The organism is Streptomyces sp. NPDC028308, assembly GCF_055565855.1.
This window is the reverse complement of sequence record NZ_JBVHTO010000004.1, coordinates 18925-40463: the sequence shown is the minus strand read 5'-3', so window position 1 is coordinate 40463 and position 21539 is coordinate 18925. Positions and strand designations below refer to the sequence as shown.

The following is a 21539-nucleotide window of genomic DNA, read 5'->3' as shown; positions in this document are numbered from 1 at the left end:
ATGCGGATCGACATCCCCGACGGCCAGGAGCCGATCGGCTACGTGTGGGGCGAGATGGTCCCCGGCATCGGCCAGGCCGCCGCGAACTTCTCGCTGTCGGTGTACGAGCACACGACGCTGGGGCTGCGGGAGTTCGAGGCGGCGAGGCTGCGGGTCGCCCAGATCAACGGGTGCCTGTTCTGCCTGGACTGGCGCACGGAACGGGACGGGCGGAAGGTCGAGGAGGAGTTCGCCCTCGCGGTCACCCAGTGGCGTACCACCGACGCGTTCGACGACCGCACGCGGCTGGCCGCGGAGTACGCCGAGCGGTACGCCCTGGATCATCACGGTCTCGACGACGGGTTCTGGGCCCGGATGACCGCCCACTACAGCCAGCGCGAGATCGTGGAGCTCAGTATGAGCATCGGCTCCTGGCTGGCGTTCGGACGGCTCAACCACGTGCTGGGCCTCGACGCCGTGTGCGTCCTGCCGGGCCACTGAACCCGTAAGGGCCGCCGAGCGGGGCCGGTTCCGCTACAGATCGGTGGCGATGATCCGCTCGATGTTCCGTTCGGCGAGGGCCGTGATGGTGACGAACGGGTTGACGCTGGTGTTGCCGGGGATCAGGGCGCCGTCGATGACGTACAGGCCCCGGTACCCGTGCAGCCGGCCGTAGTTGTCGGTGGCCTTGTCGAGCACGGCGCCGCCGAGCGGGTGGTACGTGAGGTGGTCGCCCCAGATCTTGTAGGTGCCGAAGAGGTCGGTGCGGTAGATCGTGCCCTCCTTCGCGTTGATCTTGTCGAAGATCGTCTTGGCCATGTCGATGGACGGCTGCTTCCAGGCGGTCTGCCAGTTCAGCTCCGCCTTGCCCGAGGCGGGGTTCCACGTGAACTGAGCGCGGTTCGGGTTCTTGGTGATGGACAGGTAGAATGAGGCGTAGGTCTCGATTCCCGTGGGCAGGGGTGCGACCTCGGCGAACGCGCCGCCCGCGGCCCAGTTGTCGATCCCGCCGCAGGGGATGCTCGACTGGAGTTTGCCGGTCGGGTCCCACATGTGGTTGGCGCGGCCGCACATGACGTTGCCGTTGTCGCCCCACCCTTTGCCGACCTCGTCGTTCAGGGCGGGCAGGGCGCCGGTGGCCTTCAGCCTGACGAGCAGCTTGCTGGTGCCGACGCTGCCCGCCGCGAAGAACACCCGGTCCGCGGTCACCGTCTTGGTGGCCGTCGTGGCGCCGCCGGTGTCGATCTGGTCGATGACGACCGTGTAGCCGCCGCCGGTGGCCGGGGCGACCGAAGTGACCTTGTGCAGCGGGGAGATGGTGACCTTCCCGGTGGCTCGGGCCCGGGCGATGTACGTCTTCTGGAGTGACTTCTTCCCGTAGTTGTTGCCGTAGAGGATCTCGCCCGCGAGCGCCGACCTGGGGACGGTGCCGGCCGCCTCCTGCTCCATGTAGCCCCAGTCGTACACGTCCGGCACGAAGACGAAGGGGAAGCCGGACCGCTGGGCGTGCTTGCGGCCGACCCGTGCGTACTGGTAGCACTCGGCGGTCTCGAACCACGTCGGGTTCACGGTGGCCACCCCGAGGCCCTGGTTGGCGCGGGGGTAGTAGGTGGCGTACATCTCGGCGGGGTCGACCGACGGGAGGACGGCGCCGAAGTTCTCGCGCCTCGGTGTGACCGCCATGCCGCCGTTGACCAGGGAGCCGCCCCCGACGCCGCGGCCCTGGTACACGATGATGCCGCCCATCTCCTCGGCGTCCAGGATCCCGGTGTAGCGGGGGATGTCCCTGTCGATCGGGAAGCCCAGGAAGTTGCTCAGGGGCTGCTTGGTCCTGGTCCGCAGCCAGTAGGAGCGCTGATCGGGGCTGGTGGTGTTGGCGAAGATCTTGCCGTCCGGGCCGGGGGTGTCCCAGGCCATGCCCATCTCGATCATGTGGACGTCGATGCCGGCCTCGGCGAGCCGCAGGGCGGCGACGGAGCCGCCGTATCCGGTACCGATCACCAGCGCCGGGACATGGGCTCCCGGAGTGATGACGTCGGCCGCCGCCGCGGTGGGCGAAGCGGCCGCCGCGGCGTGGCCGGCGAGCGCCACGACGCCAAAAATAGAACTTGTTCCAGCGATGAATCTACGACGCGAGACACCCCTGGGATCGTTGTCCTGCACGGTAGTTTGGCTCATGTGAGGTTCCTCACTCTCGATGAGTGAGAACAGGTTCTACTGTCACTTGCGCGTCAAGTCACTACATACCTATAGGTAACTTGCGGTCGGCCTTCGGCGGCCTCCCGATGCCCGGGATGCGGCGCGGCGCCCTGGCTTCGATGCTGGGAGGCACAGCCCCGACCAGACGAAGGACGGCCATGGCGAAGGACAAGAAGCTCTCCAAGGGTGACGAGGTGTCGTGGAGCAGTCACGGCCAGACCGTGCCCGGCAAGGTGAAGAAGAAGATCACCCGGCGCACCGAGGCGGCCGGCCGGACCGTCGACGCCTCACCCGAGGACCCGCAGTACGAGGTGGAGAGCGACAAGTCGGGGCGGTCGGCCGTCCACAAGCCCGGTTCGCTGCGCAAGAAGGGCGGCAAGGCGTGAGCGGGCAGGGGGACGGGGACCGCGAGGAGACGCTCACCCGGTTCGGCGAGGCCGTGAACATGACGCCGGGCGAGCTGGAGAAGTGGCTGGAGACCGACGAGTCCCGGAGCGTCGGGCAGAAGGACGGCGGGGAGAGCGTCGGTCACGCCTCGGGGCGCCGGATCGTCGGCCTGCTGCGGGCGAGGAAGTCGGACCTGACGGAGGACGACATCGCGCACATGCGCAAGGTGGTCGGCTATGTGCACCGGCACCTGGAGCAGCGCCCGAAGGGGGACGTCACCGACACGAGGTGGCGCTACTCCCTCATGAACTGGGGCCACGATCCGCAGAAGTGAGGGACGGCCGGTCCGAGTCGGGCCACAGGTACGGCAGGTCGTCCGGGACGTCCGGGAAGCGGGCGGTGTAGAACTCCGGATCCTTGCGCACGAGGGCCGACCGGTGGCTTCGGTGGAACGCGGGATCGCCCAGCCAGGGCGGCAGTTCACCGTCCTTCGCCAACTGGTCCTGCGTGCGCACGGGGAGACCGGGGCGGTGTGCGGACAGGTCGGTGACGAGCGTGGCGGCACAGGTGTCACCACGGCCCAGTGCCGTCCACACCCCGCAGATCTCCAGGCCGTAGCGCACGAGCGCCTCTTCGTAGCCGTGCCACATGCGGACCGCGGGGTGATGGCGCCAGCCGTACCCGGGCACGGTCAGGCCGCGCAGCACCTGGACGGCCTCGACGCGCTGCTTGCCCAGCCGGCGGGGGTCGAGGACCTCGGCGGACCGGGTGAAGTCGGGGTAGGGAAGAAAGGTCTGCACGCCTCATCCGTACCGCGCGCGGGCTGAGTCCAGACGGCCGACTCGGGTGGCCGCCGCCGGTGCCCTCAGGACTTCACCCGGGCGCGGGCGGCTTCGAGGATCTCGTCGGACAGCAGCGGGTCGCCCTTCACGGCGCGCGCGAGCACGAGGGCGCCGACCAGGGTGCTGAGGTTCGCGAGCCCGTCGTCGTCGGCGGTCGCGAGCCACGCGGCGAACCGGCGTACGCCCTCGGTGTAGGTCTCCTGCGCGGTGCTGTCCTGGGCGCCACGGGACATGTCCGCCGCGAGGGCCGCCGTGGGGCAGCCGCCCGCCGCGTCGTCGCGGTGCTCGGGGGAGAGGTAGTAGTCGATCAGGTGCTCCCGGGCCGCCGCCGGATCGCCCTCGTGGGCCCGGACCACGTCGGTCCGCCACTCCTCCAGGGTGGTGAAGGCGTGGGCGGTGGCCTCGTCGACCAGGGCCTCCTTGGAGGCGAACTGCTTGTAGAAGCCTCCGTGCGTCAGGCCCGCCGCCTTCATGAGATCGGCGACGCTGACCCCGTCGGTGCCCTGCTCCCGGAACAGGCGCGAGGCGCTGGCGACGACGCGCTCGCGGTTCTCCCGCGCCTGGTCCTTCGATACACGGCCCATGATCGGCTCCCCGTTTTGGATGCTCGGTGACATCTATCCTACGGCTTTCCCTTCCCTTTTTAGATTATGGATGTAATCTAAAGAGGCGGGTGCGGCCGACCGGGCCGCCTCCGATCCGTCTCGAAGGGACAGCACCATGGACCTGAACAACGCCGTCGCGGTCGTCGCCGGAGCCAACCGCGGCCTGGGGCGCCACGTCGCCGAGCAGCTGCTCGCACGCGGCGCCAAGGTCTACGCCGCCGCCCGCCGCCCCGAGACGGTCGACCTGCCCGGCGCCGTCCCGCTCCGCCTGGACATCACCGACCCGGAGTCGGTGCTGGCGGCGGCCCGCACGGCGTCCGACGCGACCGTCCTGGTGAACAACGCCGGCATCTCCACCCACACCCAGCTCGTCACCGGCGACTGGGACAACGTGCGGCTGGAGATGGAGACCCACTACTTCGGCACCCTGCAGACCACCCGCGCCTTCGCCCCCGTCCTGGAGGCCAACGGAGGCGGCGCGATCCTGAACGTGCTCTCCGTCCTGTCGTGGCTGCACCCGGCGGGCCTCGGCGCCTACAGCGCGGCAAAGGCCGCGGCCTGGGCCCAGACGAACTCGGTGCGCGAGGAGCTGGCCCCGCGCGGCATCCAGGTCACCGCACTGCACGTCGGGTACATGGACACCGACATGGCCGCGGACGTCGACCCGGCGCAGAAGATCAGCCCCGCGACCGTCGCCGGCCTCGCGCTGGACGGCCTGGAGAAGGGCGCTCACGAGGTGCTGGCCGACGAGCTGACCCGCCAGGTCAAGACGGGACTCGGCGTGCTGGCCGGCTGACCCGCGACGCGGGCGGCCCGCCCCGCCGGCGCTGCTCCGCCTGGAGTACGCCCGCGCGACACCCGGCGGGCCGCCCGACAGGGTGGAGGGCATGACTGAGGAGAGCACCGTACTGACCGGTCAGGCCCCGCCGCCGGTCCGCGACTGGCCCGCGCTCGACCTGGACGGGACGGAATTCGACCCGGTGCTCGCGGAGCTGATGCGAGAAGGGCCGCTCACCCGGATCAGCCTTCCCCACGGTGAGGGCTGGGCCTGGCTGGCGACCCGGTACGACGACGTCAAGATGATCACCAACGACCCACGCTTCAGCCGCGCGGAGGTCGTCGGTCGTGAGGTCACCCGCCTCGCACCGCACTTCAAGCCGAAGCCCGGCTCCCTCGCGTTCGCCGACCAGCCCGACCACAACCGCCTCCGCCGGGCGGTCGCGGGCGCCTTCACGGTGAGCGCGATGAAGCGGCTGCGGCCCCGGGCGCAGGAGATGCTCGACGGCCTGGTCCACACCGTGGTGCGCGACGGGCCGCCCGCCGACCTCGTCGAGCGCGTCCTCGAACCGTTCCCGATCGCCGTGGTCTGCGAGGTCATGGGCGTACCCGCGGCCGACCGCGAGCAGATGCACGCGTGGACCCGGCAGATCATCTCCACGGCGGGCGGCGCGGAGGCCGGCGAGCGCGCCAAGAACGGCATGTACGGATGGATCGCCGAAGCCGTCCGCGAGCGCCGCGACAGCGACGGCGAGGACGTCCTGTCCCTGCTGGGCGCCGCCGTCGGACGCGGAGACCTGAGCGAGGAGGAGGCGATCGGGCTGGCCGGCCCGCTCCAGATCGGCGGCGAGGCCGTCACCCACAACTGCGGACAGATGCTCTTCGTCCTGCTGACCCGCCCCGACCTGCTCGACCGGCTGCGCGGAGCGCCCGAGCTGCGGCCCGCGGCCATCGACGAACTCCTGCGCCACATCCCGCACCGCACCTCCGTGGGCCTGGCCAGGATCGCGCTGGAGGACGTCGACGTGCGGGGCGTGCGGATCGGCGCCGGGGACGCCGTCTACGTCTCCTACCTCGCCGCCAACCGCGACCCGGACGTCTTCCCCGTGCCCGACCGGATCGACTTCGACCGGGAGAGCGGCGGCCACCTCGCCTTCGGCAACGGGCCGCACCACTGCACGGGCGTCGTGCTGGCCCGTATGCAGACCGAGCTGCTGATCGACACCCTGCTGGACCGGCTGCCCGGACTGCGTCTGTCGGTCCCCGCCGATCAGGTGCCGTGGCGCCGGAAGACCATGATCCGCGGTCCCCGGACGCTGCCCGTCACCTGGTGACGTCGCCCCCGCCTCAGCCGACGGGCGGCCGCCAGGCGAGCTCGGCGGCTTGTGCGGTGGGGTGCGTGGTGAACACCTGGTCCAGGCCGATGACACGGAAGGTCCGGTCGACGCGGTCGGGCACGGCGCTCAGGGCCATGCCCGCGCGCGCCGCCAAGGCGTGGTTGCGGGCGGCGATCAGCGCGGTGATGCCGCTGGAGTCGCAGAACGTGACCCCGGTGAGGTCGATGACCAGTTGCTGTCCCGCCAGCAGGCCCAGGCCGGGCAGCAGCGCCTGGACGCCGGGCGCGCTCAGGTGGTCGAAGGCGCCCACGAGTTCGATCACGGGACCCGCCGGGGTGTTCCGTGTGTGGACCTGCAGACGGTTCATGGACGCTCTTCACTGATCTGTCGGGGCACGTTGATCGCCAGTACGGCGGTGTCGTCGTCCACGCCCGTGCCGAACGTGTCGAGCAGTTCCCGGATCGCCGCGACGGAGTCCGCTGCCGTGGTCGGTGCCAGTTCGCGGGCGAACTCCAGCAGTGCCTCGTCGCCGTAGCGGTCGCCGGCGGCGGCCGTGTGCGCCTCGGTGAGTCCGTCGGTGTAGAGCAGGAGGGTGTCGCCCGGGTCCAGGCGCAGCGAGGTGGTGGCGATGTGCGCGTCGGGCAGCACGCCGATCAGCTGGCCTCCGGGCGTGGGCAGGTAGTCGGTGCTGCCGTCGGCGCGCATCAGCAGGGCCGGCGGGTGCCCGCCGCTCGCCAGCGTGATGCGGAAGCCGCCCTCGTCGCCGTCCGGGGTCAGGAGTCCGAGGATGACCGTGCAGAAGCGCGGGTCGGGTCCCTGGTACTCGTGGTTCAGGACGGTGTTGAGGTTGCCGAGCACCGCGGCCGGGTCCGGGTCGTAGACCGCGGCTGCGCGCAGTGTGTAGCGGGCGAGCGAGGTCACGGCCGCCGCGGCGGCGCCCTTGCCGCACACGTCCCCGAGGAACATCCCCCAGGTCCCGGAGCCGAGCGGGAACAGGTCGTAGAAGTCGCCGCCCACCTCGTCCGTGGAGGCGATGTGGTAGTACGCGGCGACGTCCAGTCCGGGCACGTCCGCGAGCGTCGGCGGCAGCAGGGTCCGCTGGAGGGCGTCGTTCAGCCGCTTGAGGCGCTGCCGTTCCTCCTCGGACTCCTGCCGGGCGCGCAGCAGTTCGGTCTCGTAGGCGCGACGGTCACGGGCGTCGAAGACGGTGGTGCGGATCAGGACCGGTTGCCCGTCGCCGCCCAGTTTCACGTGCGAGGTGACCAGGACCGGAAGACGGCTGCCGTCCGCGGCTTTCAGCTCCAGCGCGATGCCCCTGATCTCGCCCTGCATGCGCAGCAGCGGGGCGAAATGCGTCTCGTGGTAGAGCCGGCCGCCCACGGTGAGCAGGTCGGAGAACCGCATGCGGCCCACGAGGTCGCCCCGTTCGTAGCCCAGCCACTTGAGCAGGGTCCCGTTGACCTTGGCGATCTGCCCGTCCAGGAGAGTGGAGAGGTAGCCGCACGGGGCGTTCTCGTAGAGGTCCTCGATGCTGTCCTCGAGCAGGGCCGAGAACAGCGCCTCCTCGTTCCGCGCCCGGTCCTGCTCCGGATCCCGGCCGTCCTCCTCGCACATCACCGCAGGACGCCGGCGCGGTCACGGACGGCGGCGACGCCTCCAAGGGAACCGGACAGCGGGCGGTGGCAGGTCGCGGACGTCCGGGAGGGGCGGCGGAAGACGGTCACGCCACGCCGGACACCGCGCTCGCGGACGGACCGCGGACGCGCCGGACCGCGGCACTCGCCGCTCACCCGCACGTGGTCTCCGATCCGCACGTCCATGCCCTACATCCTCGCAGACGCCCGTCCGGTTCACCTTCCGCATGCTCCCTCCGGTACACCGCCCCGGCACGGTGGACCGGTGTCCGGGCATCACCTCGCCCGGCGGCGGCTCAGGGAGCGATCCCGACACCGTCCACACGGCTCCACGCCTTCTCCTGTACGGCGGTCATGGCGGGCCAGTGGAGTCCACCCGGCCGGGGCCCGACCCGTGAGGCGTACGAGCCGGGACGGTACTCCGGGCTGAGGAAGCAACCGGTGCCGTACGTGCGGTCGAACGCCGCGCAGGACGCCGCGACCGACCGCGGCGTCGGCTTCCGGCCGGTGCGCGTCCACGCGTCGAGGGCGGACAGGGCGTTCGCGTACTCGGAGTCGCTCAGCGCACTGTGCTCGCTCTCGGTGGTGAACGTCTGCACCAGGTGCCTCTCCCGGTGCGCGCCCTCCAGCGTGGCCCGGTAGGCGGACTCGTGCTCGACGAACGCCGTGGGGTCGCCGATCGCGTGCAGGGTGAGGACGGGGACGTCGACCCCGCCGGTGAGGTCGCTGTCGTACGACAGGTCGCGCACGGCCTCCGGATCGGCGGCGAAGCGCTCCACCCCGGAGTTCAGCGCGGCGTCGTCGTGCGATCCCGCGTACCGCACGCCCCGGTTGCCGAACGGATTGCGGCCGCCGAGCCGGTTGTGCACGATGTCGCGGAAGGTGAAGGTCGCGAAGCGCAGGTGCGACTCCAGGGCGCGTTCCGGGATCCCCGTCACGGCGAGGATGTCGTCGAGATTGCGCTGCTGTACGGCGGTCCGGTCCCCGGGGGCGGAGGCGTACCCCGTGCACTCCTGGAGCCGGGAGCGCAGCCCGGCGGCCGTCATCGTCGAACCGGCCCGCAGTCCCTCCCACAGCGGGTACTGCGCTTCCTCGGGACGCGGGTGGTTCCGGCAGTAGTACTGGTAGACGACCCGCAGGTCGACGCGGTAGTCGTAGCCGCGCGAGCCGCCGGCGAGGACACCGCTGGTGAGCAGTGCCCCGTCGTAGCGGCCGTGCTTCGCGCCGTAGGTCTCGACGACCTTGGCCGCGACGTTCCCGCCCCAGGACTGGCCGTGCACATAGGTCCGCAGCGGCCGGCCGAACTCCCGGACGAACAGGCGCCGTACGTTCTCGGTGTCGGCGGCGGCCATGCGTGTTCCGTAGCCGCCGCGCCGGTAGGACGAGCCGGCCCAGGCGTAGCCCTCGTCCACCATCACCGACCAGCGGTCCAGGTCCTCGGCGCTGCGCGCGGGGTCGGACTCCTCCCCGAGGTCTGGGCCGCCGTGGGCGTGCACTACCAGCGAGCCGTTCCACGAGGCGGGGACGGCGATCGCGTAGTGCGCGCCGTTCACGTCCCGGCCGGTGTAGCAGGTCGCCTTGCCGGTGAGGCTCGGCGGACAGGCGACGGCCTGCGGGCGGGCGGCGTCCGCGTGCGCGGCGGGGGCGCCGAGCAGGGCCGCGGCGGTGGCCGTGGCGGCCAGAAACGCGGCCGGCCGTCCTGCGGTCCACGGCCGTCGGGGGGTGCGTGCGAACGTTCTCGACCTGATCAAGGCGCGGCTCCTCGTCCCATGGGCGCACCGTCGCGCCGCGGGCCGATGCTAGGGAGACGCATGAACGAGGGCCATGCCCTTGATCGTTGTGTTCATACTGTTCGCCGGCGCCGGGCCGGCACGACGCGCAAGCGCCCCTGTTCCGTCCCCCGGCGCTGTTTCCCGGCGGCATCCGCGCAATGAAGCCCCTGACGGGGGTACACGCAGCGAAACGGGGTGCAGCGAGTGCGAAAGGATGACCATGAGCGGATCGTCGATGAAGGCTGTGGGCTGGGCACGTTCCATGCCCCTCTCCCGCGGTGTCAACGAGGCCAGGCAGTGGGCCCGCGAGCACCTGGAGGCTCTCGGGTGGACCACGACCGCACCCGAGACCACGGACGCGGTCCTGCTGACGGTCTCGGAGCTGGTGACCAACGCTCATGTGCACGCGCACAGCAGTGCGCAGCTGCTGCTGACCTGGGACACCGAGTGCCTGCACGTGAGCGTGCACGACGCCTCGACCAAGCTGCCCGAACCACGGGCGGCGGACCCGGAGAGCCTCGGCGGGCGCGGCATGTTCCTGGTCGACGCGCTGGCGGACACCTGGCAGGCGCGGCGCTGCCCCAACGGCAAGACGGTGACCGCCTGCTTCCACCTGCCGGAGGCGGCCGAGTCCGGCGAGAAGACGTGACGCCTTCGCCGAACGCGCCCCGGAGCAGGGTGCCGTCCGGCCGGTGGCGGACCGGCCGACGGAACGGCTGCCGGAAAAGAGCGGCGACGACCGCGTCCGGCGTTCTAAGGTACGGACCTGACGGAGTCGCGAATCGAAGTGACCACGGCCCAGCGACCTTCGGCCGGCACCGCGACCCGTAGTCGCACATGAACGGTGTCCGGAGAGCGGACGTCCCGAAGGATGCCTGAATGGTCATGTCCGCCGCCGCCCCGGCCCGCCTGTGGACCTGGAACTTCAACCTCTACTTCACGGCCCGCACCATGTCGGTGCTGGGCGACACGATGATCCCGGTGGCCATGGCGGTCGCGATGCTGTCACTGGGATACGGAGCCAGCGGCGTCGGTTTCGCGCTCGCCGCGTGGATGGGCGCGTTCGCCCTCTTCGTCGTGTTCGGCGGGGTGTTCGCGGACCGCTTCCACCCGCGGCCCCAGATGATCGGCGCCGACGCCGTCCGCTGTGTCATCCAACTGTCCCTCGCGGCCTGTCTCTTCCTGGGGCACCCGCCGCTGTGGTTCATCGTCGTGGGGTCGCTGCTCGGCGGCATCGCGACCGCGATGTTCCAGCCGGGTGTCTCCGGACTGGTGCCGCACGTCGCCACCGACCTGCACCGGGCCAACGGAGTCCTGCGGGTGAGCCAGGGGATCTCCACGATGGCCGGGCCCGCGCTGGCCGGGCTGCTCGTCGCCACCACCTCGGCGGCGACGGTCTTCCTGGTCGACGCCGCCACCTTCGCGGTCAGCGGGATCTGCCTGGTGGCCCTGCGGCTGCCCCGGTACGCGGTGGACCGGACGGCCTCCACGCTCGCCAACCTGCGCACCGGCTGGGACGAGTTCCGCTCCCGGTCGTGGATGTGGGGAGTCATCCTGATCTGGTGGGTGCTCGGCGTCTTCGTCTGGGGCCCGATCACCCCGGTCGGCGCCGTGTCGGTCATCGAGGCCCACGGCAAGGCGGCGTTCGGCTACGCCGAGAGCGCCTTCGGGGCCGGCTGCGTCCTCGGCGGTCTGGCGGCGATCCGCGTACGGCCGCCGCGCCCGCTCCTCGCGGGCGGCCTCGCGATGTTCCTCTTCCCGATGATGCCGCTCGCCGCGGCCCTGGTCCCCGCACTGCCGCTGCTCATGCTCGGCTACGCGGTGAGCGGTATCGGCTGGGCGTTCTGGGGAGTCCAGTGGGCCACAGCCGTGCAGACCCACATCCCCGAGGACCGGCTCAACCGGGTGACCGCCTACGAGATCGCCGGCTCCATCCTGGCCGTCCCGTTCGGACAGGCGATCGCCGGTCCCGCCAGCGCGCTCGTCGGCGTCCACCGCCTCCTGTTCGCGGGCGCCCTGATCGCGCTGTGCTGCGCCGTCGCCCTCGTCGCCTGCGGACCCGTCCGCCGCCTGCCAAGAAACCGGCCCACCGCCGACATCCGGCTCACCGCCGGGCTCCCGGCCCCGGCGCCGAGCCCGGGATCCGTGTGAGACCACCCGACGTGGTCGACGCGGGGGAGCGCCGGAGCCCTTCTGCGTGTTCGGCGCGGGGGCGCGCGGGCCGCTGTGCATGATGGGCCGTCAGATATGAGCCGGCGTGCGGAGGCGGAGTGAGCGCAGGGTGCCGATTCGGCGGGACGCGGCTCCTGCCCCTGCTCGTGCCCGCTCTCCGCCGCCCCGCCACCGAGAGGGGACGCCGTGCTGACGCCTCCGCCGCGGCGAGCGGGTCCGAGCCGGTGGGCGCCTCCCGTTCCGCTTCTGGCGTCGAGCTGTGAAGCCCTCACCGGTACCGCCCGGGGCGACGGGACCGGACGCGGCACGTCCCTCGGGCTCGGGGACGTCTACCACGTCGGCAAACGGGAACCTGGTTCAACCTCCGCCGGACTACGGCCGGCTCCCGCAGCGAACGGAGAAGGTGGTCTTCGTGGGGCGCAAGGACCGGATTGCCGAACCCTGGGGCACGCGCACCCCGTACGGGCCCGGCGAGACCTGGCCCGTGCGGGTCGACACCCACCTGGCGGACGGCGTCACCCCCGACGAGGTGGACCGCTGGGTGCGCTCGGCCTCCCTCCTGCACTCCAACGGCGACGCCATGGACATCGCCGTCAAGGACGGCCGCATCGTCGGTGTGCGCGGCCGGGCGGACGACCGGGTCAACCACGGGCGGCTGGGCCCCAAGGACCTGTTCGGCTGGCAGGCGAACGCGTCGGCCGACCGGCTGACCCGCCCGCTGATCCGGCAGGACGGCCGGCTCGTCGCATGCGACTGGGACACCGCGATGAGCAGGATCACCGGCCGCACCCAGGAGTTGCTGGACGAACAGGGACCGAGCGCCATCGGCTTCTACACCACCGGGCAGCTGTTCGCGGAGGAGTACTACACGCTCGGTGTGATCGCCCGGGGTGGCATCGGCACGAACCACGTGGACGGCAACACCCGGCTGTGCACGGCGACGGCGGCGGCCGCGCTCAAGGAGTCGTTCGGCTGCGACGGGCAGCCCGGCTCGTACACCGACATCGACCACGCCGACGTCATCGCGCTGTTCGGCCACAACATGGCGGAGACGCAGAGCGTGCTGTGGACCCGGATCCTGGACCGGCTCGCCGGTCCCCGGCCACCCGCGGTGATCTGCGTCGACCCCCGGATGACACCGGTCGCCCGCGCCGCCACCGTCCATCTCGCGCCGCTGCCCGGCACGAACGTGGCCCTGATGAACGGCCTGCTGCACGAGATCCTCGCCAACGGCTGGATCGACCGCGACTACATCGACGCGCACGTCGTCGGCTTCGAGGAGCTCAGCCGGCGGGTCGGCGAGTACCCGCCCGAACGTACGGCGGAGATCTGCGGCGTGCCGGCGGCGCAGATCCGGGAAGCGGCGCGCGTCCTCGGCGGCGCCCGGCGGCTGCTGTCCACCGTGCTCCAGGGGTTCTACCAGTCCCACCAGGCCACCGCTGCCGCGGTCCAGGTCAACAACCTGCACCTGGTACGGGGCATGCTCGGCGAACCCGGCTGCGGCGTGCTCCAGATGAACGGCCAGCCCACCGCGCAGAACACCCGCGAGTGCGGAGCCGACGGGGACCTGCCCGGCTTCCGCAACTGGGCCAACGACGCGCACGTCGAGGAACTCGCCCGGCTCTGGAACGTCGACCCGCTCCAGATCCCGCACTACGCGCCGCCCACGCACGCCATGCAGATGATGCGCTACGTCGAGGACGGGTCGATCCGCATGCTGTGGGTGAGCGGCACGAACCCGGCCGTCTCCCTGCCCGAACTGCGGCGCACCCGCGCACTCCTGTCCCAGGACCGCCTCTTCCTCGTCGTCCAGGACATCTTCCTCACGGAGACCGCGCAACTGGCCGACGTCGTCCTGCCGGCCGCCACCTGGGGCGAGAAGACCGGCACGTTCACCAACGCGGACCGCACCGTCCACCTGTCGGAGAAGGCCGTCGAGCCGCCCGGCGAGGCCCGGCCCGACCTGGACATCTTCCTGGACTACGCCCGCCGGCTCGACCTGTGCGACAAGGACGGCGAGCCCCTGGTGAAGTGGGACGACCCGGAGTCCGCGTTCGAGGCATGGAAGGAGTGCAGCCGCGGCCGGCCCTGCGACTACACCGGCATCACCTACGCGAAACTGCGCGAACGCGGCGGCATCCAATGGCCCTGCGACGACGAACACCCCGACGGCACCGAACGCCTCTACACCGGCGGTGCGTTCCTGAGCGACCCCTCGTACTGCGAGAGCTACGGACGTGACCTGATCACGGGCGCGCCGCTCGAACCGGCCGAGTACCGGGCGATGAACCCCTCCGGCAAGGCCGTGGTCAAGGCCGCCGCCTACGTGCCGCCGCACGAGAAGCCCAGCCGTGACCACCCCTTCGCCCTGACCACGGGCCGCACGCTCTTCCACTTCCACACCCGCACCAAGACCGCGCGAGCGCCCCAACTCCAGGCAGCCGCACCGGAGGTGTGGGTGGAGTGCTCCGCCCGTGACGCCGCCGCCCGCGAACTCGCCGAGGGCGACCTGGTGGAGGTGACCACCCCGCGGGGCAGCGTCCGAGCCAGGCTGCGCGTCAGCGGCATCCGCGACGGGGTCCTCTTCCTCCCCTTCCACTACGGGTACTGGGACACGGACACCGGATACGAGCCGGGGGACCACGGCCGGGCCGCCAACGAACTCACCCTGACCGACTGGGATCCGGCGTCCAAGCAGCCGATCTTCAAGACCGCCGCCGCTGCCCTGCGCCGCGTCGAGGCGGACCCGCGGCCCTCGGCCGCACCGACGAACACGGCCTCGGCCCCCGTCACCGGGGACCTCGCACCGACACGCGGCGGACCGGACGCGCAGGCCGACGAGGAACTCACCCGACCGCTGGAGGCGGATGCCCGATGAAGGTCGGCCTGCTCCTTCAGGAACTGCACCGCGACGAGAACGACCTCGCGCACGAACTGCTCCGAGTCTGCGAACGGCACCGTTCCGACCACGAGGTCCACCACGTCGGCCGCGACCTGGCCCGCTGGTCCCAGGAGCACGTGCGGATCCTCGCCGCGCTCGGCGAGCGCTTCGACGTGACACTCGACCCCGACCCGGTGGACGACCTCACCGGCGCCGAACGCCTGCGGGAGAAGGCCGGTGAACTCCTCGGGCGGCGCCCCGAGAGCGGCCTGCTGCTCCTGCGCGACCTGCGCGAGGTGTACCTCAAGGCCTCAGGCGTCAGCGTCGACTGGGAGATGCTCGGCCAGGCCGCCCAGGCACTCAAGGACAACGCGCTCATGAAGACCGTGCGGCGCTGCCACCCCGACGCCCTGCGCCAGATGCGCTGGGCGAACGGGAAGCTGAAGGAGTCCTCGCCGCAGATTCTGCTGAGCTGAGCCCGCGCGGCACGCGCTCCCGCCGGGGTCAGTGCGACAGGGCGAAGGAGACCAGGAACCCCGCGACGGTGATCAGGCCGATGGCCAGATGCGCCTCGTCGAACGCCTCGGGGATCATCGTGTCGGCGATCATCGCCAGGATGGCCCCCGCGGCCACGGCCGTCACACCGGCCACGACCGAGTCGGACATGCCGCCCACGATGCTGTAGCCGAGCACCGCGGCGACCGTGCTCGCCGCGGCGATCGCCGACCACACCCCGAAGACGTAGCCCTTGCCGCGCCCCGCCTTCTTCATGCCGGCGGAGCTGGAGAGCCCTTCGGGGACATTGCTGATGAACACGGCGGCCACCGTGACCATGCTGACCGCGCCGCCGTGCAGCAGGCTGACGCCGATCACCGCGGACTCAGGCACCCCGTCGAGCAGGGCACCCAGCGCGAGCGCCGTGCCGGAGCCGGACTGCTCCGTCTCGCTCGGCTGTGCGTGCCGCTCCGCGTTGCCGGAACGCTTGCGGTGGCGGGCGCCTCGACGCGCGAGCCACATGTTCCCGCCCGTGTACGCGAGGGCCCCGCCGAGGGCTCCGATCGCGGCGGGCGCCAGACCGGCCTGGTCGTAGGCCTCGCCCATCAGCTCGTAGGCCACCGCCGAGATGAGCACACCGGAGCCGAAGGCCATCACGGAGGCGATCACCTTCGGCGGCACCCGCAGCCCGTATCCCAGCGCGGCACCCACCAGGAGCGCCGACCCGGCCACCAGACCCCACAGACCCGCTTGCATCACTTCAGCCACAGCGCACCGACTACCCCGATCGGGGGCGGTCCATGGCTCGGGCCCGGCCCGACCGCGTCCGGGCCGCCCGGGAGAGGGACGAAGTGCCGGTGCAGCCGGCCCGGGCGCGGGCCGGCTGCGGGGAGGGTCAGGCGGTGTGGAGGGTGAGTCCGTAGCGGTTCAGGATCTCGTTGACGGGCTGGTACCAGGTCTCGCCGCCGCTGCCGCAGTTGCCCCAGCCGCCCGAGGTGACGCCCTGTGCCTGGTCGCCGCTGATGAAGGAGCCGCCGGAGTCGCCGGGCTCGGCGCACACGCTCGTCTTCGTCATCTGGTGCACGGCGCCCTGGCTGTAGTTGACCGTCTCGTTCTTGGCGAGGACGGTGCCGCAGTGCCAGTGGGAGGTGGATCCGGACCGGCAGATGGAGGCGCCGACGGGAGCCTCACCCGAACCGCGCACGAGCTGGTCGGAGACGGTGCCCCAGCCGAGGACGACCGGCACGGTCCACCAGCCGCTGCCGACGTTCACCCAGGCGTAGTCGTTGTCGGGGAAGGAGGAGCCCTGGAAGTTGCCGATGTAGCTGCGGTCCCAGCCGCTGACGCCGGCGCCGGCCTGCCCGCAGTGGCCGGCGGTCACGAAGCCGCCGTACACGGAGAAGCCGATGGAACAGCGGACGTTGCCCGTGTAGTAGGGGTCGCCGCCCACGGTGCCCGCGGCGAAGGTGCGCGGCGACTGCCGTGTCTCGCGCACGGTCACGGGGCCGGCTTCCCGGGCGCGGTCCAGGAACGCCTGGACATCGTTGTCATCCTTCTGGGAGGTGACCACGCCCACGACGACCGAGTTGCTCCTCGGGTCGACGTGCCAGCTGCTGACCCCGGCCGGGGCGTCGAGCTTGTCGAGCCGCTTCAGGGTGGCGTCCAGCTGCCGCCCGCTGTGCTCGACGAGGGTCACCCGGGCGCCGGTCGCCTCGACGGCGTCCCGGTCCGCGGGGTCGGTGACGGCGACGGTGAGTTTCCCGTTCTTCGCCTCGAACCACGAGCCGGCGTAGGAGCTGCCCGCGGCGCGGCGGGCAGCACGGTCGACGCCGCGCGCCTTCGTCTCGGCCTTCAGCCGGGCGGTCGCCTGGGTCTTCGACAGGCCGAGGTCGCGCTGCATGGCGGTGATCAGCGCGTCGGACGCGGGAGCCTCGGAGACGGTGGGGGAGGGGGCCGCGGACGCCTGCGTGGTCAGACCGGCCGCCACGGTGCTCAGAAGCAGGGCCGCCGACAGGCCCGCGCGCAGAACTGTGGTGCGTCTCAAGGGAGTTGCCTTTCGTCGTTCCGGACGTGGGGGAGGAGCGGAAGGGCGGAGAGAGCGCTCTCAAGGACGTGCGCGAACGAGATTAGCGGCGGATCATGGGCAGGTCCATGCCAATGCACGAGATGGTCCGATGTGCTGGTGCTGGTGCTGGTGCTGGTGCTGGTGCTGGTGCGAGGGCAGGGGGTGTGGGGGCGCGGCCTCGGGCGGGCGTGGGCGGGCATACGGAGCAGCCGGGCGGTGTGCACCGCCCGGCCGCTCGGTTCTCGGTTTCTTACGGCAGCAGCTTGTCCATGGCCGCCTGGCCGTCCTCCGCCAGCCTGCGCTCGGCCCAGGCGAGGTTCTTCGGGTTGACGTCACGGCCGGCGGCGAGCACCAGGTCCTCGGCGGAGACCTCGCCCCCCGCGCCGGTGTGCAGAAGGGCGTCCGGGGTGGTCGCGTCGTCGGACGGGGAAGACGAACCGGGCTGAGTCTTTGACATGGTGTTCTCCCTGGTCGACCTGTTCTGTCTCACGGGTACCCCTGGCCCGCTCTGGTGCACTCCCGGTTCGGGAGTCACCTGGTGCCGGCATCTGGAGACGCACAATCGATGGATGTACCTCGTATTGTTCCCGTAACGGTCGAACCCTGCATTCCGGGCGGGCTGTCCGGGCCCTGCGGGGATGCCCGTCCGGAGAGGCCCCCGACGGCCGCCGGACCCGTTCGGCCGTACATCAATGTCGGTCGCCGGTTCCCGAGGTCATGGTGAAGAGACCGCAACCGTGCGACTGATGGGAGCTTGTAATGCGTATCCGCCTGATGACTGCGGCCGCCCTGGCCACCGTGTCCGTCCTGGGGACCGCCGGTGCAGCCGCCGCGGACTCCGATGCCACCGGGGTCGCGGTGAACAGCCCTGGCGTGCTCTCGGGCAATGTCATCCAGGTTCCGGTCCACATTCCGGTCAACGTGTGCGGCAACACCGTCAACGTGGTCGGTCTGCTGAACCCGGCGTTCGGCAACAAGTGTGTGAACGACTGATCGCGGGTGACCCGGGCCGTTCGGTGACGTCCGGCGGCCCGGCGAACCCGTGACGGCAAAGGCCCGGGGCGATGCCCCGGGCCTTTGCCGTCCGTCCGCGGTGCGCGTCGGCTCAGCCGCGGTGCGCGCTCAGGGCGGCGAGGGCGCGGTCCGCGTGGACGCTCATCCGCAGTTCGCTGCGGACCACCTCCAGGACGGTGCGGTCCTGTGCGATCACGAAGGTGATCCGCTTCGTGGGGGCGATGGAGAAGCCCCGCTTGACTCCGAACCGCTCCCGGACCGTCCCGTCGACGTCGGACAGCAGCGGGAACCCGAGCGTGTGGCGCCCGGCGAACTCCTGCTGCCGGTCGACGGGGTCGCCGCTTATGCCCACCGGCCGCGCTCCGGCGGCGGCGAACTCGGCCGAGAGGTCGCGGAAGTGGCAGGCCTCGGCGGTGCAGCCGGGCGTGAGGGCGGCGGGGTAGAAGAACAGCACGACGGGTCCGTCGCCGAGCAGCTCGGACAGGTGCCGGGGCGTGCCCGTCTCGTCCGGCAGGGCGAAGTCCTCGACCTTGTCGCCCACGTCCACGCGACTCGTCATGACAGGCCTTTCTGGTTCTTGGCGACACCGCGCGCCCACAGCACGAGCGGCACCTGGAGGGGGAGCCGGGCCAGGGCCGCGGCCTTGAGGGGGGCGGGACGGTGCCGCCAGTCCACCGCCATCTGCACATTGGCGGGGAACACGCCGACGAAGAACGCGGCCGTGGCCAGGGCGGCGGCGCGCCGCGTACGGGGCACGGCCACACCGGCGGCGAGCGCCAGCTCGACGACACCGCTCGCGTACGTCCACGTCCGGGGTGTCCCCGGCAGCGCGCGGGGGATGGTCGCGTCGAAGGACCGCGGCGCGGCGAAATGGGCGACGCCCGCCGAGGCCAGCAGGCCGGCGAGCAGCAGGGGTGAGCGTTCCGACCTGGGCACGGTTCCTCCTCGGGGGGCCTGCCGCGCGATATTACTCGACGGTAAGGAGGAGTGGGCGGCCCGGTGCGCCCGCTGCGCGGGAACCGGACACGGCCTGGTGTCCTGTTCCCACGTCAGCGGGAAGCGGCGGGAGACCGCGAGGGGCCGGTGAGAGCGCGGATCACTCGAACCGCGTGGGGTCACCCGCTCCGCGCCGTACGATCTCGGCCTCGCCGCTGGAGAAGTCGATGACGGTCGTCGGTTCGGTCCCGCAGTCCCCGGAGTCCACGACCGCGTCCACCACGTGGTCGAGCCGCTCCTTGATCTCCCAGCCCTGGGTCAGCGGTTCCTCCTCGTCGGGCAGCAGCAGCGTGCTGGAGAGGAGCGGCTCACCGAGCTCGGCGAGCAGCGCCTGCGCGACCACGTGGTCGGGGATGCGGACGCCCACGGTGTGCTTCTTCGGGTGGAGCAGCTTGCGCGGCACTTCCTTCGTCGCGGGCAGGATGAAGGTGTAGCGGCCGGGCGTCGACGCCTTGATGGCGCGGAAGACGTCCTTGTCGACCCTTACGAACTGGCCGAGTTGGGCGAAGTTCTGGCACACCAGGGTGAAGTGGTGGCGGTCGTCGAGCTGCCGGATCGTACGGATCCGGTCGATGCCGTCCCGGCTTCCGAGTTGGCATCCCAACGCGAAACAGGAGTCGGTCGGATAGACGACGAGCGCACCGGAGCGGATGCTGTCCGCCACCTGGGAGATGGTGCGCTGCTGAGGGTTGTCCGGGTGCACGTCGAAGTACTTCGCCATCCGCCGAGCTTATGCTCTCCGCCGCCTCGCCCGGCGCAGCCCCGGCGCCGAGTCCTGCCGTCGGGCGGCGGGCGGCGCGCATCCGACGTCCGGGGTGACCCGGACGCCGGAGAGCCGCCGCGTCAGTCCTTGAGCCGGTCGATCTGCCTGATCTTGTTGGTGGCGTCGAGGGCGGCCACCTTGTAGGACTCGGCGAGTGTCGGGTAGTTGAAGACGGCGTCGACCAGGTAGTCGACGGTGCCGCCGCACCCCATCACGGACTGGCCGATGTGGATGAGTTCGGTGGCGCCGGTGCCGAAGCAGTGCACGCCGAGCAGCGTGCGGTCGTCGGGGGAGACCAGCAGCTTGAGCATGCCGTGCGAATCACCGATGATTTGGCCGCGGGCGAGTTCGCGGTAGCGGGAGATGCCCACCTCGAACGGCACGCGGGCCTCGGTCAGTTGGTCCTCGGTCTTTCCGATGAAGCTGATCTCGGGAATGGTGTAGATGCCGATCGGCTGGAGGTCGTGCATCCGGTTCACCGGTTCACCGCACGCGTGGTACGCGGCCGTCCGGCCCTGTTCCATGGAGGTGGCGGCCAGGGCGGGGAAGCCGATGACGTCGCCCACGGCGTAGATGTGCGGCACCTCGGTGCGGTAGTGCTCGTCCACGGTGATCCGGCCGCGCCGGTCGGCGGACAACCCGGCCTTGTCGAGGTCGAGTTCGTCGGTGAGGCCCTGCCGTCCCGCGGAGTACATGACGGCGTCCGCGGGGATCTTCTTTCCGCTCTCCAGGACCGTGAGTGTGCCGCGGGGATGACGTTCGACCGCCGCGACGGTCTCGCCGAAGCGGAAGGTGACGGCGAGGTCGCGCAGGTGGTACTTCAGCGACTCGACGACCTCGACGTCGCAGAAGTCGAGCATGCCGGGCCGCTTCTCGACCACCGTGACCTTGCTGCCCAGGGCGGCGAACATGGAGGCGTACTCCATGCCGATCACGCCGGCGCCGACGATGACCATGGAACGCGGCACCCGCTCCAGGTGCAGCACGTTGTCCGAGTCCATGATCGTGCGCTCGTCGAACTCCACGGCGGCGGGCCTGGCGGGCCGCGTGCCGGTCGCGATGACGATGTGCTCGGCGCTCAACAGCCTGTCGTGGCCGTTCACTTCGCGCAGCGCGATGGTGTGGTCGTCCACGAAGCGGCCGGTGCCGCCGAACAGGGCGACGTGGTTGCGGGACAACTGGCTGCGGATGACGTCGACTTCGCGCCCGACCACGTGCTGGGTGCGGGCGGTCAGGTCGGAGACGGTGATGTCCTCCTTGAGCCGGTAGCTCTGGCCGTAGAGATCGCGCTGGGTCAGGCCGGTGAGGTAGAGGACCGCCTCCCGCAGGGTCTTGGAGGGGATGGTCCCGGTGTGGATGGAGACCCCGCCGACCATGTCGGGGCGGTCGATGACGGCGACGCGGCGGCCGAGTTTGGCGGCCGCGATGGCAGCCTTCTGGCCGCCGGGGCCGGATCCGATGACAAGCATGTCGAAGTCGGGCACCCTCCGGAGTCTGGCAGGCGGGGGACCGGTCCCGGAAGAGCGGAGGCCCGACCGTCGGCCGCCCATGCCGCGACGGAAGCGCACGGCGCAGCGAACGGCACGTCGCTTCGGGCACCGTCCGAGGGGACGGAGAGCGC

The 21539-nt window shown here is 71.3% G+C and carries 24 protein-coding genes; 10 read left to right on the top strand and 14 right to left on the bottom strand.

All coding sequences use genetic code 11. The features are described from left to right. Positions 1–480 carry a carboxymuconolactone decarboxylase family protein gene (locus ACZ4VA_RS10400; protein ID WP_355789400.1) on the top strand — a complete coding sequence of 160 codons (480 nt, stop codon included), beginning with the start codon at positions 1–3 and terminating at the stop codon, positions 478–480. Between the two features lie 33 nt (positions 481–513). Here the strand turns inward: ACZ4VA_RS10400 and ACZ4VA_RS10395 are convergent, their stop codons facing one another. Beyond that, positions 514–2157, bottom strand: a complete 1644-nt coding sequence (locus ACZ4VA_RS10395) for a GMC oxidoreductase (protein ID WP_468080784.1) — start codon at positions 2155–2157, stop codon at positions 514–516. A gap of 179 nt (positions 2158–2336) precedes the next feature. On the opposite strand from ACZ4VA_RS10395, the gene ACZ4VA_RS10390 reads away from it, so the two are divergent. Beyond that, positions 2337–2564 carry a hypervirulence associated TUDOR domain-containing protein gene (locus ACZ4VA_RS10390; protein WP_355789394.1) on the top strand — a complete coding sequence of 76 codons (228 nt, stop codon included), beginning with the start codon at positions 2337–2339 and terminating at the stop codon, positions 2562–2564. A gap of 59 nt (positions 2565–2623) precedes the next feature. Next, positions 2624–2899 (top strand): DUF3140 domain-containing protein, encoded by a 276-nt coding sequence (locus ACZ4VA_RS10385; RefSeq protein ID WP_452919594.1) that lies wholly within the window; start codon positions 2624–2626, stop codon positions 2897–2899. Here ACZ4VA_RS10385 and ACZ4VA_RS10380 read toward each other — a convergent pair. Together ACZ4VA_RS10380 and ACZ4VA_RS10375 are read right to left on the bottom strand one after the other, a co-directional pair. Continuing rightward, on the bottom strand, positions 2868–3365 hold the full coding sequence (locus ACZ4VA_RS10380; protein WP_355789388.1) for an MSMEG_6728 family protein: 498 nt from the start codon (positions 3363–3365) through the stop codon (positions 2868–2870). The genes ACZ4VA_RS10385 and ACZ4VA_RS10380 overlap by 32 nt on opposite strands. 65 nt (positions 3366–3430) lie before the next feature. After that, the gene (locus tag ACZ4VA_RS10375; RefSeq protein ID WP_468080781.1) at positions 3431–3991 is read right to left on the bottom strand and encodes a TetR/AcrR family transcriptional regulator; all 561 of its coding nucleotides are present in this window, start codon (positions 3989–3991) and stop codon (positions 3431–3433) included. A 136-nt stretch (positions 3992–4127) separates the two neighbouring features. On the opposite strand from ACZ4VA_RS10375, the gene ACZ4VA_RS10370 reads away from it, so the two are divergent. Next, the gene (locus ACZ4VA_RS10370; RefSeq protein WP_468080779.1) at positions 4128–4808 is read left to right on the top strand and encodes an SDR family oxidoreductase; all 681 of its coding nucleotides are present in this window, start codon (positions 4128–4130) and stop codon (positions 4806–4808) included. Positions 4809–4899: 91 nt separating this feature from the next. Further along, complete coding sequence (locus ACZ4VA_RS10365; RefSeq protein ID WP_356175963.1) at positions 4900–6123, top strand: cytochrome P450; 1224 nt, start codon at positions 4900–4902, stop codon at positions 6121–6123. A 13-nt stretch (positions 6124–6136) separates the two neighbouring features. Here ACZ4VA_RS10365 and ACZ4VA_RS10360 read toward each other — a convergent pair whose 3' ends face one another. The 4 genes from ACZ4VA_RS10360 to ACZ4VA_RS10345 all read right to left on the bottom strand — a co-directional run bounded on the left by ACZ4VA_RS10360 (position 6137) and on the right by ACZ4VA_RS10345 (position 9511). After that, positions 6137–6493 (bottom strand): STAS domain-containing protein, encoded by a 357-nt coding sequence (locus ACZ4VA_RS10360; protein WP_356175960.1) that lies wholly within the window; start codon positions 6491–6493, stop codon positions 6137–6139. After that, a complete protein-coding gene (locus ACZ4VA_RS10355; protein WP_356175957.1) occupies positions 6490–7740 on the bottom strand; it encodes a PP2C family protein-serine/threonine phosphatase in 1251 nt (416 codons plus the stop codon). Before ACZ4VA_RS10355 ends, ACZ4VA_RS10360 begins: the two co-directional genes overlap by 4 nt. Continuing rightward, on the bottom strand, positions 7740–7946 hold the full coding sequence (locus ACZ4VA_RS10350) for a hypothetical protein (RefSeq protein WP_355794313.1): 207 nt from the start codon (positions 7944–7946) through the stop codon (positions 7740–7742). The genes ACZ4VA_RS10355 and ACZ4VA_RS10350 overlap by 1 nt, the downstream gene beginning before the upstream one ends. Positions 7947–8056: 110 nt before the next feature. Next, the gene (locus ACZ4VA_RS10345) at positions 8057–9511 is read right to left on the bottom strand and encodes a hypothetical protein (RefSeq protein WP_388904442.1); all 1455 of its coding nucleotides are present in this window, start codon (positions 9509–9511) and stop codon (positions 8057–8059) included. Between the two features lie 241 nt (positions 9512–9752). Here ACZ4VA_RS10345 and ACZ4VA_RS10340 point away from each other — a divergent pair, with 241 nt between their 5' ends. From ACZ4VA_RS10340 to ACZ4VA_RS10325, 4 genes are all read left to right on the top strand, one after another. Beyond that, positions 9753–10181 carry an ATP-binding protein gene (locus ACZ4VA_RS10340; protein ID WP_355794166.1) on the top strand — a complete coding sequence of 143 codons (429 nt, stop codon included), beginning with the start codon at positions 9753–9755 and terminating at the stop codon, positions 10179–10181. Between the two features lie 230 nt (positions 10182–10411). Further along, positions 10412–11683 carry an MFS transporter gene (locus ACZ4VA_RS10335; protein ID WP_355794167.1) on the top strand — a complete coding sequence of 424 codons (1272 nt, stop codon included), beginning with the start codon at positions 10412–10414 and terminating at the stop codon, positions 11681–11683. A 433-nt stretch (positions 11684–12116) separates the two neighbouring features. After that, positions 12117–14582: a molybdopterin oxidoreductase family protein gene (locus ACZ4VA_RS10330; RefSeq protein ID WP_452919517.1), complete on the top strand. Its 2466-nt coding sequence runs from the start codon at positions 12117–12119 to the stop codon at positions 14580–14582. After that, positions 14579–15061, top strand: coding sequence for a hypothetical protein (locus tag ACZ4VA_RS10325; RefSeq protein WP_389389406.1), 483 nt, complete (start codon positions 14579–14581; stop codon positions 15059–15061). Before ACZ4VA_RS10330 ends, ACZ4VA_RS10325 begins: the two co-directional genes overlap by 4 nt. A 28-nt stretch (positions 15062–15089) precedes the next feature. Here the strand turns inward: ACZ4VA_RS10325 and ACZ4VA_RS10320 are convergent, their stop codons facing one another. From ACZ4VA_RS10320 to ACZ4VA_RS10310, 3 genes are all read right to left on the bottom strand, one after another. Further along, the gene (locus tag ACZ4VA_RS10320; RefSeq protein ID WP_355793839.1) at positions 15090–15848 is read right to left on the bottom strand and encodes a ZIP family metal transporter; all 759 of its coding nucleotides are present in this window, start codon (positions 15846–15848) and stop codon (positions 15090–15092) included. A gap of 127 nt (positions 15849–15975) precedes the next feature. Next, positions 15976–17124, bottom strand: coding sequence for a S1 family peptidase (locus ACZ4VA_RS10315; protein ID WP_355793841.1), 1149 nt, complete (start codon positions 17122–17124; stop codon positions 15976–15978). A gap of 271 nt (positions 17125–17395) precedes the next feature. After that, positions 17396–17602 carry a hypothetical protein gene (locus ACZ4VA_RS10310; RefSeq protein WP_356175985.1) on the bottom strand — a complete coding sequence of 69 codons (207 nt, stop codon included), beginning with the start codon at positions 17600–17602 and terminating at the stop codon, positions 17396–17398. A 302-nt stretch (positions 17603–17904) separates the two neighbouring features. On the opposite strand from ACZ4VA_RS10310, the gene ACZ4VA_RS10305 reads away from it, so the two are divergent. Next, positions 17905–18138, top strand: a complete 234-nt coding sequence (locus ACZ4VA_RS10305; RefSeq protein ID WP_356175988.1) for a chaplin — start codon at positions 17905–17907, stop codon at positions 18136–18138. Positions 18139–18250: 112 nt separating this feature from the next. On the opposite strand, the gene ACZ4VA_RS10300 is transcribed toward ACZ4VA_RS10305, so the two are convergent. From ACZ4VA_RS10300 to sthA, 4 genes are all read right to left on the bottom strand, one after another. Then, on the bottom strand, positions 18251–18718 hold the full coding sequence (locus ACZ4VA_RS10300) for a peroxiredoxin (protein ID WP_356175991.1): 468 nt from the start codon (positions 18716–18718) through the stop codon (positions 18251–18253). Next, the gene (locus ACZ4VA_RS10295; RefSeq protein ID WP_355789040.1) at positions 18715–19095 is read right to left on the bottom strand and encodes a DoxX family protein; all 381 of its coding nucleotides are present in this window, start codon (positions 19093–19095) and stop codon (positions 18715–18717) included. The genes ACZ4VA_RS10300 and ACZ4VA_RS10295 overlap by 4 nt, the downstream gene beginning before the upstream one ends. Before the next feature lie 160 nt (positions 19096–19255). Then, entirely contained in the window at positions 19256–19876 is a 621-nt protein-coding gene (locus ACZ4VA_RS10290; protein ID WP_389389407.1) for an L-threonylcarbamoyladenylate synthase, read from the bottom strand. A 122-nt stretch (positions 19877–19998) separates the two neighbouring features. After that, a complete protein-coding gene (gene sthA / locus ACZ4VA_RS10285) occupies positions 19999–21402 on the bottom strand; it encodes a Si-specific NAD(P)(+) transhydrogenase (protein WP_389389408.1) in 1404 nt (467 codons plus the stop codon). Positions 21403–21539: the final 137 nt, after the last annotated feature.

Bases quoted from the DNA above. Each gene is read 5' to 3' on its own strand.
- ACZ4VA_RS10400 (WP_355789400.1), top strand. From the start codon at position 1: ATGCGGATCGACATCCCCGACGGCCAGGAGCCGATCGGCTACGTGTGG.
- ACZ4VA_RS10395 (WP_468080784.1), bottom strand. From the start codon at position 2,157: ATGAGCCAAACTACCGTGCAGGACAACGATCCCAGGGGTGTCTCGCGT.
- ACZ4VA_RS10390 (WP_355789394.1), top strand. From the start codon at position 2,337: ATGGCGAAGGACAAGAAGCTCTCCAAGGGTGACGAGGTGTCGTGGAGC.
- ACZ4VA_RS10385 (WP_452919594.1), top strand. From the start codon at position 2,624: ATGACGCCGGGCGAGCTGGAGAAGTGGCTGGAGACCGACGAGTCCCGG.
- ACZ4VA_RS10375 (WP_468080781.1), bottom strand. From the start codon at position 3,991: ATGGGCCGTGTATCGAAGGACCAGGCGCGGGAGAACCGCGAGCGCGTC.
- ACZ4VA_RS10370 (WP_468080779.1), top strand. From the start codon at position 4,128: ATGGACCTGAACAACGCCGTCGCGGTCGTCGCCGGAGCCAACCGCGGC.
- ACZ4VA_RS10365 (WP_356175963.1), top strand. From the start codon at position 4,900: ATGACTGAGGAGAGCACCGTACTGACCGGTCAGGCCCCGCCGCCGGTC.
- ACZ4VA_RS10360 (WP_356175960.1), bottom strand. From the start codon at position 6,493: ATGAACCGTCTGCAGGTCCACACACGGAACACCCCGGCGGGTCCCGTG.
- ACZ4VA_RS10355 (WP_356175957.1), bottom strand. From the start codon at position 7,740: ATGTGCGAGGAGGACGGCCGGGATCCGGAGCAGGACCGGGCGCGGAAC.
- ACZ4VA_RS10350 (WP_355794313.1), bottom strand. From the start codon at position 7,946: ATGGACGTGCGGATCGGAGACCACGTGCGGGTGAGCGGCGAGTGCCGC.
- ACZ4VA_RS10340 (WP_355794166.1), top strand. From the start codon at position 9,753: ATGAGCGGATCGTCGATGAAGGCTGTGGGCTGGGCACGTTCCATGCCC.
- ACZ4VA_RS10335 (WP_355794167.1), top strand. From the start codon at position 10,412: ATGGTCATGTCCGCCGCCGCCCCGGCCCGCCTGTGGACCTGGAACTTC.
- ACZ4VA_RS10325 (WP_389389406.1), top strand. From the start codon at position 14,579: ATGAAGGTCGGCCTGCTCCTTCAGGAACTGCACCGCGACGAGAACGAC.
- ACZ4VA_RS10310 (WP_356175985.1), bottom strand. From the start codon at position 17,602: ATGTCAAAGACTCAGCCCGGTTCGTCTTCCCCGTCCGACGACGCGACC.
- ACZ4VA_RS10305 (WP_356175988.1), top strand. From the start codon at position 17,905: ATGCGTATCCGCCTGATGACTGCGGCCGCCCTGGCCACCGTGTCCGTC.
- ACZ4VA_RS10300 (WP_356175991.1), bottom strand. From the start codon at position 18,718: ATGACGAGTCGCGTGGACGTGGGCGACAAGGTCGAGGACTTCGCCCTG.
- ACZ4VA_RS10290 (WP_389389407.1), bottom strand. From the start codon at position 19,876: ATGGCGAAGTACTTCGACGTGCACCCGGACAACCCTCAGCAGCGCACC.